The organism is uncultured Vibrio sp. (assembly GCF_947488985.1).
Classification (GTDB): Bacteria; Pseudomonadota; Gammaproteobacteria; order Enterobacterales; family Vibrionaceae; genus Vibrio.
In genome coordinates this window covers 1-6,587 of sequence record NZ_CANLBV010000135.1, presented here as the reverse complement: position 1 = coordinate 6,587, position 6,587 = coordinate 1, and the positions used below count along the sequence as shown (strand labels likewise).

Genomic DNA, 6,587 nt, shown 5'->3' with positions numbered 1-6,587 from the left:
GAGTACCTTTAACGATCAAAGTTAAAGGTTACGACGTTTATTGAAAGGATTGAATGAGTCGATTTAAAGACGCTTACGTTTTTACCATACTAAAACTTATCCACTCTTCTCTCACTGTTAATCCCCGTGATGTTTCACGGGGGGTAGATTCCACCTTTCCTTCAGCGTTAGCTAACCTTAAGTTCTTTTTCGATCAGTTTGTAGGTGTTTGAGGGGCACAAAAAAGCCTCGCTTGGCGAGGCTTTGGTTATCTAAATGTTCTGGATGCATCTCGATAAAAGTTTTCATGACTGCCCAACGCCATTAAGGTCAGGACTAACGTCCCGTCTTCATCGTAGTTGTACCCAAGCAAGGTGAGCTGCTTGTTCATCTTAAACTTGTGCACCCTAAGAAAAGACAAATCGCCTTTCTTCATCACGCCAATAAAAGGGTTTTCTATAACCTCTTTCACTGCTTTATCTAGATCTTGTTTCTGGTTTTTGTGTAGCTTTTTTACGGTCTTGGCAAATGTCGTAGTTTGCTCAATCTTTGATACTTTCGCTAAATTCATAAGAGGTCGTATTCCCGTGCTCTAATTCGGCTTTAGCGATGATTGCCTGCAGTACGAACTCGTAGGTTAAGTCAGGGTTATCCTCCATGATCTTGCCTATTTTCGCCCAATGCTCAATTTGCTTGGGGGTCGTTCGATTTAAAGCTGTTCCAATGGTTGCAGCTCTATCTACTAGGCTCTCATCAAGTCTAACGCTTGTAGTAGCCATATGTATTACCTTGGTCGATGGTCATTTGTTTGTTGATGCCAATTGTAGCGCATTGCATCATATGTAGCAACTTGCAACAAAAGCCCTGCTAGTGGGCTTTTTCACTTCTCATAAGTGACTAATGAACTTAGCCTCTAAGGTCGTGCTCTTCTGATGTATCCCCCATACCTGAGATAATGCATCATTTACTAAATTAGAAAAAGCTTCTGTCCAACCTTGAGCTGGCTGACATAGTTAGCTCAATTCTGCCCCTTTAGTGGTTAGAGCAGATGATCTACGTCGGCAATCCAATCTCCATTTTGCCTACTTTTTCTCATCCGAAATTTTTCAGGAACACCTCAGCACCAAATGACTGATGTCACACCTCTACCAAATGAAATGGAAGCACATAGATTATTCATAGTGATAGTAGTATCGTAACTTGATATAGAACAGTTAGTTATGAGAACGGATATGGCACTAGAGGAAGTGAACACAAAACTGGCTCAAGTAGCACTTGATAATTGTGAAGGGTTTCCATTTGAACAGTTTGCAAATGAGTTAATTGGAGCCATCGATGGCCCAGGGTTTGTACCAGTAGGTGGTACTTCTGATGGTGGCGCAGACGGCGCTCGTGTGGAAGGTTTATATACAAAAGATAGACCTAACGTGTTCTACCAAATGTCCGTCACAGCAAATCATAGACCAAAAATCAAACAGACATTAGATAGGCTGGAAGAGTTTGGAAGAACTGTAAAAACGATCATTTATGTTACCTCTCAAACGATAGGAACATTTGATAAAGAGGAAGAGGATCTAACTGACAAACATGATGTATTTGTTCGAATTAGAGATGCTAAATGGCTACTTTCAAAGATAAACTATAATGAAGCGACAAAAAAAGCGTATTACACGCATTTGCACCGATTCACAGACTTCCTAAAAGACCTGTCGAAAAGTTCACAACTTAAGACTAGTGAGAACATAACCCACCCCTCGGTTTATGTTTTTCTTCAACAACAAGTAGAAAACAGAGAGAAAGACAAACATTTAGTCAAAACTGTCGCAGATAGCTTAATTTTATGGTCGCTGAATGATACAGACCCAGACCAAGATAAGTTCATGACTCGGTCGGAAATCAACCAAAAGATCGCGGAAAACATCCCGTGGGCAAAGAATATAGTTGGGGGAATGCTATCGGATCGTCTTCGAGAACTGGTAAAGAAGAATGGCGTTGGGGGTAAGCAAGTTAATTATCATAAAAGAGGGGATAAGTACTGCTTATACCAATTTGATTAAATTTCTGATCTAATAGTAACTCTGCTCGGAGGTACTATATGGACATTAATTTCCCTCAACTGATCCGTTCCACACCTAACGCTAGACTACGCATACGCTATTTGGCTGTCTCTCATTTTGAGGATGGAATGTCACGTACTGAAATAGCAAGGATATTGATGTCTCTATAGTTTTCACTAAGCTTCCACCGAAACTGGTTTGGTTCGCGTTTTTATAATATCCGATATCGAAAACCAGACTATCAAGGCCACCGAACTGCTTATTAACATCACCTCATGAATCGAAGGCTCCGAATATAGCGCCGACTCAAACAAATAAGAGATCGCAGGAATCACTGATAGCATACAGACCGTCAGTACAGGCTTCGTGACCTCCATTCCTTTCTGAAGTAAAAAGAACGGGAGTACAAAACCAAATACAGAGAGCCCAAACACCTCGCCTAGACCCACTTCCCCGCCAAGACTAGCACCGGTTGAGAAGACCACACCCGTAGCGACAATACCTGATAATAGAAAACGAAATGCCAAGATCTCATCGATAGACAAATCACCCATAAACTTAGCGTTCGACTTTAATGAAATTAGTGCGGCACCGATTCCGGCCAATGCAGCTAAAACCAAACCCAGAAACAACGTTGCATCCATCACGTTGGCTTTAACTGCAAACAAAAGAGTTAGCAAAGCGATGGTGAAAGTCTGCGCCAATCTACCTAAAGTCTCACGAGTGATCACAGACACTACAACCACGGCCACTGCCGACTCAAATAGAGCTGCACTGGAAGCTGGAATATAGGTCAAAGCCAAATGAAACGAGAAGAATGCTAGCAATGTATATAAATTCATCTTAGCCAACGACAGCACCTTCTCCCTAGTGATATTCAGCTTTTTCGTAACCACTAACTTGCACAGAAAAAATATCGAGCACAAGAAAAAGGAGGTCGTAGAGAAAATCATAATCTCCCCGCTACTAAACTGGAAACTAACACGGGACAAAGCGAATGCCTGTAATATCACCGAGGCTAAAATAAAGATAAAACCCAACATATTTAATCCTTTATGCTGTTCTAATGCATTAGAGTACACTAAAACACACCTTTCACGGCGAATTGAAGATCATATGTGTAATTAAATGTAATGCCGTACTAGGGCGTGTTGATCTTTCGTGGTTAAATTTTGTTCGAGATAAAAGCGTTTTAATCGCGGCGAGGGGGAAGTCGCCTAGTCACTCTAAGCAAATCTCCCTCAACAAAGAGTAAAACGCTTTTAGCCGAACCCTTCGGGCAGCGTTTGCTGGTCATTTCTACTACGTTATCGGCTTCTCATGTAGGCTAGCTACACATCGACGCCTCTGCCTTGTATAAATACCCAGCAACTCGCTGCAAAAATCAGCTCGAAAGATCAACACGCCCTAGTAGTCATTGATAAATATATTGGATTGTAGTGGATGAGAAAATTCAGCCGCTATTACCTATCCACAGGGCCGCTCTCTAGGTTCGCATCGAAAAAATTCGATAATCATAAAGATGGTTCTATTGCATAAATGTTAAAATTTACCGCGAAACTGCCTTTTTCTTCCTAATCTTAAAAGAATGCATATCTGATCTTCCTAGCGAGTTGGAGCGTATCAGGGGACCTAAAAAAGGAGAAAAGTAATATGGTCGACGTCTATGTCAGCATCGGAAGCAACATTAACCGCGAACATCACATCACAGAATCGCTTAAAGCATTGAATCATCGCTTTGCACCGCTGCACATTTCTCATTTTTACGATTGTGAGCCTGTTGGTTTTGAGGGGGACAACTTTCTAAACCTAGTCGTCGGGTTCGAATGTGATCTCCCTGTCGGTGAGCTGGCTAAGGTTCTCCATCAAATCGAATTGGAGAATGATCGCAAGCGTGAAACCAAAGAATATGCTTCGCGCACGATGGATATCGACATCCTTCTTTATGGAAATCAAGTGGGCATGATTGACGGAGTCGAACTGCCTAGGGGAGAAATCACTGAGTACGCTTTTGTGCTTCGACCGTTAGTTGATATTGCCGCACAACAACGTCATCCCACTCTAGACATCACGTATCAGCAAATCTGGAACAAGTTCGATAAGTTGAGCCAGAAAACCGAACTTATCCCTTTTAAGCTCAGTTTCACTGAGTCCTTGCAACGGCTGTAAACAGAACAACAGGGCGACTGAACACTTAATCGTCTGAGCTTTATTGATCTTTTCTTCTAGCAAGCACGTAACTCTTCTAACTTCTAAGGATCGGAAACTGTTATGAATAACAATGCGATTATTACCATTACAAATCTCAGACTAAGAACCTTCATCGGCTTCAACGAAGAAGAAAAAACCAAGCAGCAAGACATCATTATAAATGCAGAAATCCATTACCCCGCCAATAAACTTTGTCTCTCTGATGATGTGGATAACGCACTTAACTACAAAAACATCTGCAAAAAAATCATTCAACACGTCGAATCCGGACGATTTCTGCTTTTAGAAAAGTTGACCAGCGACGTGCTCGGCATTTGTATCAACCATTCATGGGTGCGATACGCTCAAGTGAGAATTGACAAGCCCCATGCTCTGCGTTTTGCCGATTCGGTTTCGCTCACTCTGAGCTATGAAGCAGACCACAACGATAATTCATAAGGAGTGCGGCAATGTTCAACTCAGAAGCGGAAAAAGTAAGAGAAGCTTTGCTCGCAAAAGGGCTAGAAACCCCGATGACGTCGAGCGATATGAGCCCTGACCAGAAATACAATCGCATCAAAGGACTCTTGACGGAAGTGGTCAGTACGCTGGGACTGGATTTAACCGATGACAGTCTTGCTGAAACACCGCATCGCATTGCAAAGATGTATGTCCATGAGATATTTTCAGGGCTAGATTACAATAATTTCCCAAAAATCAGTGTCATAGAAAACAAAATGTCAGTAGATGAAATGGTTAAGGTATCGAATATTGATTTAACATCGACTTGCGAACATCACTTCATTACCATCGATGGTTTAGCACAAGTGGCCTATATCCCAGAATCCAAGATACTCGGGTTGTCTAAAATAAACCGTATTGTTCGGTTTTTCGCTCAGCGGCCTCAGGTTCAAGAGCGCCTGACTCAGCAAATCCTAGTCGCGATACAGACTCTGGTTGAAACCGACAATGTGGCCGTGACGATTACAGCCACTCACTATTGCGTTAAATCGAGAGGCGTTATGGATGCAAACTCGGAAACCTCAACAACCGCGCTCGGTGGTATTTTCAAAACTAACCCTCAAACCAGAGCTGAGTTTTTACGATGAGTGAAACGATTCTAATCACAGGGGTGGGGAAGCGACTGGGCTTCGCACTGGCGCAGGAACTTTTATCGGACGGATATAAAGTGGTTGGCACCTACCGAAGCCACTATCCTCAACTGCAATTACTGCGCGACAATGGGGCAGACTTGCAGCAGGTAGACTTTTATCAACAAAGCAGTTTAGAGGGGTTTCTTGATTACGTTGGTCAAAAATATAAGACACTTCGAGCCATCATCCATAATGCTTCCGACTGGCAGCCAGAGAGCAAAGAGAACCCCAGTGAAAATGCATTACAAATCATCAACCAGATGATGACGGTTCACACGACCGTGCCTTATCTGGTTAATTTAACGCTCAAAGACCAACTAATGTCTGGCGACAGAACATCGGACATCATTCACATCAGTGATTATGTTGCCGAAAAAGGCAGTAAAAAACACATTGCTTATGCGGCCAGTAAAGCCGCCCTCAACAACCTGACGCTGTCGTTCTCAGCGATGCTGGCTCCCAAGGTGAAAGTTAATACCATCTCTCCTGCCATGATCAAATTCAATGAACATGATGACGAGGCGTACAAGATCAAAGCACTACAAAAAGCCCTGATCCCCACAGAGGCGGGCTTTGAAGAAGTGATAGATGGCATCAAGTTTGTTTTGGCCAGTCACTACATGACAGGAAGGACTTTGCACCTTGATGGCGGCCGCCATTTGAAGTAATACCAATCACAGTAAGTGATCAGAAATAGCGCAGGAAAAAGCTTGATAACAAGGCAGTATTTTCGGTAAGTATTTGTTATAAAATCAAAAATTCTAACGCGGTTATCGAGCGTTTTAACCAGCTAGGGTGACCAATTATTGACTACGATTGGTACAAAGCCCATGTGTTGTGGGCTTAGTCAGCCACCACTCGGTGCGATTTAACTACCGCTATGTTTTTATTAACCAGTATATCTGTTTAACCGGTAATAAAACTCGAGGTATTCGCTTTTAGTTGGTTAGTTTGGGTAGAAATTTGGTCACTGAACGTCTGACAATCTTTTAGCGCTTCCATGTTAGCGTTCGCTATTTGTGCAAGATTGGAGACTTGTGATCCCACCTCTTCCATGACACAACTTTGCTCTTCTAATGCCGCAGCAATGGATTCCGTATTGCCCTCTACATCAATGGTACTGTCAACTATGGTTTTGTTGCTTAATTCAGATAGAAGACATGCCTGGTCCATAGTTGCCTAATTCTTAAACAATGCACTGAGTTTC

The 6,587-nt window shown here is 42.5% G+C and carries 9 protein-coding genes; 5 read left to right on the top strand and 4 right to left on the bottom strand.

Going from position 1 to position 6,587, the window contains the following annotated elements:
* Window positions 1-247: 247 nt before the first annotated feature.
* Together Q1A70_RS18340 and Q1A70_RS18335 are read right to left on the bottom strand one after the other, a co-directional pair.
* Window positions 248-550 (bottom strand): type II toxin-antitoxin system RelE/ParE family toxin, encoded by a 303-nt coding sequence (locus Q1A70_RS18340; protein ID WP_285954877.1) that lies wholly within the window; start codon window positions 548-550, stop codon window positions 248-250.
* Window positions 522-758: a hypothetical protein gene (locus tag Q1A70_RS18335; RefSeq protein WP_285954876.1), complete on the bottom strand. Its 237-nt coding sequence runs from the start codon at window positions 756-758 to the stop codon at window positions 522-524. Before Q1A70_RS18335 ends, Q1A70_RS18340 begins: the two co-directional genes overlap by 29 nt.
* A gap of 453 nt (window positions 759-1,211) precedes the next feature.
* Between Q1A70_RS18335 and Q1A70_RS18330 the strand changes: the two genes are divergently transcribed.
* Window positions 1,212-2,036 carry a hypothetical protein gene (locus Q1A70_RS18330; protein ID WP_299695045.1) on the top strand — a complete coding sequence of 275 codons (825 nt, stop codon included), beginning with the start codon at window positions 1,212-1,214 and terminating at the stop codon, window positions 2,034-2,036.
* Between the two features lie 176 nt (window positions 2,037-2,212).
* On the opposite strand, the gene Q1A70_RS18325 is transcribed toward Q1A70_RS18330, so the two are convergent.
* Entirely contained in the window at window positions 2,213-3,079 is an 867-nt protein-coding gene (locus Q1A70_RS18325; protein WP_299695042.1) for a hypothetical protein, read from the bottom strand.
* Between the two features lie 610 nt (window positions 3,080-3,689).
* On the opposite strand from Q1A70_RS18325, the gene folK reads away from it, so the two are divergent.
* The 4 genes from folK to folM all read left to right on the top strand — a co-directional run bounded on the left by folK (window position 3,690) and on the right by folM (window position 6,048).
* Complete coding sequence (gene folK / locus Q1A70_RS18320; protein WP_299695039.1) at window positions 3,690-4,205, top strand: 2-amino-4-hydroxy-6-hydroxymethyldihydropteridine diphosphokinase; 516 nt, start codon at window positions 3,690-3,692, stop codon at window positions 4,203-4,205.
* A gap of 102 nt (window positions 4,206-4,307) precedes the next feature.
* A complete protein-coding gene (folX, locus tag Q1A70_RS18315; protein WP_299695037.1) occupies window positions 4,308-4,685 on the top strand; it encodes a dihydroneopterin triphosphate 2'-epimerase in 378 nt (125 codons plus the stop codon).
* A gap of 11 nt (window positions 4,686-4,696) precedes the next feature.
* On the top strand, window positions 4,697-5,335 hold the full coding sequence (gene folE / locus Q1A70_RS18310; RefSeq protein ID WP_299695035.1) for a GTP cyclohydrolase I FolE: 639 nt from the start codon (window positions 4,697-4,699) through the stop codon (window positions 5,333-5,335).
* Window positions 5,332-6,048 (top strand): dihydromonapterin reductase, encoded by a 717-nt coding sequence (gene folM, locus Q1A70_RS18305; protein ID WP_299695032.1) that lies wholly within the window; start codon window positions 5,332-5,334, stop codon window positions 6,046-6,048. The genes folE and folM overlap by 4 nt, the downstream gene beginning before the upstream one ends.
* A 238-nt stretch (window positions 6,049-6,286) precedes the next feature.
* Here folM and Q1A70_RS18300 read toward each other — a convergent pair whose 3' ends face one another.
* Window positions 6,287-6,553 (bottom strand): hypothetical protein, encoded by a 267-nt coding sequence (locus Q1A70_RS18300; protein ID WP_299695030.1) that lies wholly within the window; start codon window positions 6,551-6,553, stop codon window positions 6,287-6,289.
* Window positions 6,554-6,587: the final 34 nt, after the last annotated feature.

Bases quoted from the DNA above. Each gene is read 5' to 3' on its own strand.
- Q1A70_RS18340 (WP_285954877.1), bottom strand. From the start codon at position 550: ATGAATTTAGCGAAAGTATCAAAGATTGAGCAAACTACGACATTTGCC.
- Q1A70_RS18335 (WP_285954876.1), bottom strand. From the start codon at position 758: ATGGCTACTACAAGCGTTAGACTTGATGAGAGCCTAGTAGATAGAGCT.
- Q1A70_RS18330 (WP_299695045.1), top strand. From the start codon at position 1,212: ATGGCACTAGAGGAAGTGAACACAAAACTGGCTCAAGTAGCACTTGAT.
- Q1A70_RS18325 (WP_299695042.1), bottom strand. From the start codon at position 3,079: ATGTTGGGTTTTATCTTTATTTTAGCCTCGGTGATATTACAGGCATTC.
- folK (WP_299695039.1), top strand. From the start codon at position 3,690: ATGGTCGACGTCTATGTCAGCATCGGAAGCAACATTAACCGCGAACAT.
- folX (WP_299695037.1), top strand. From the start codon at position 4,308: ATGAATAACAATGCGATTATTACCATTACAAATCTCAGACTAAGAACC.
- folE (WP_299695035.1), top strand. From the start codon at position 4,697: ATGTTCAACTCAGAAGCGGAAAAAGTAAGAGAAGCTTTGCTCGCAAAA.
- folM (WP_299695032.1), top strand. From the start codon at position 5,332: ATGAGTGAAACGATTCTAATCACAGGGGTGGGGAAGCGACTGGGCTTC.
- Q1A70_RS18300 (WP_299695030.1), bottom strand. From the start codon at position 6,553: ATGGACCAGGCATGTCTTCTATCTGAATTAAGCAACAAAACCATAGTT.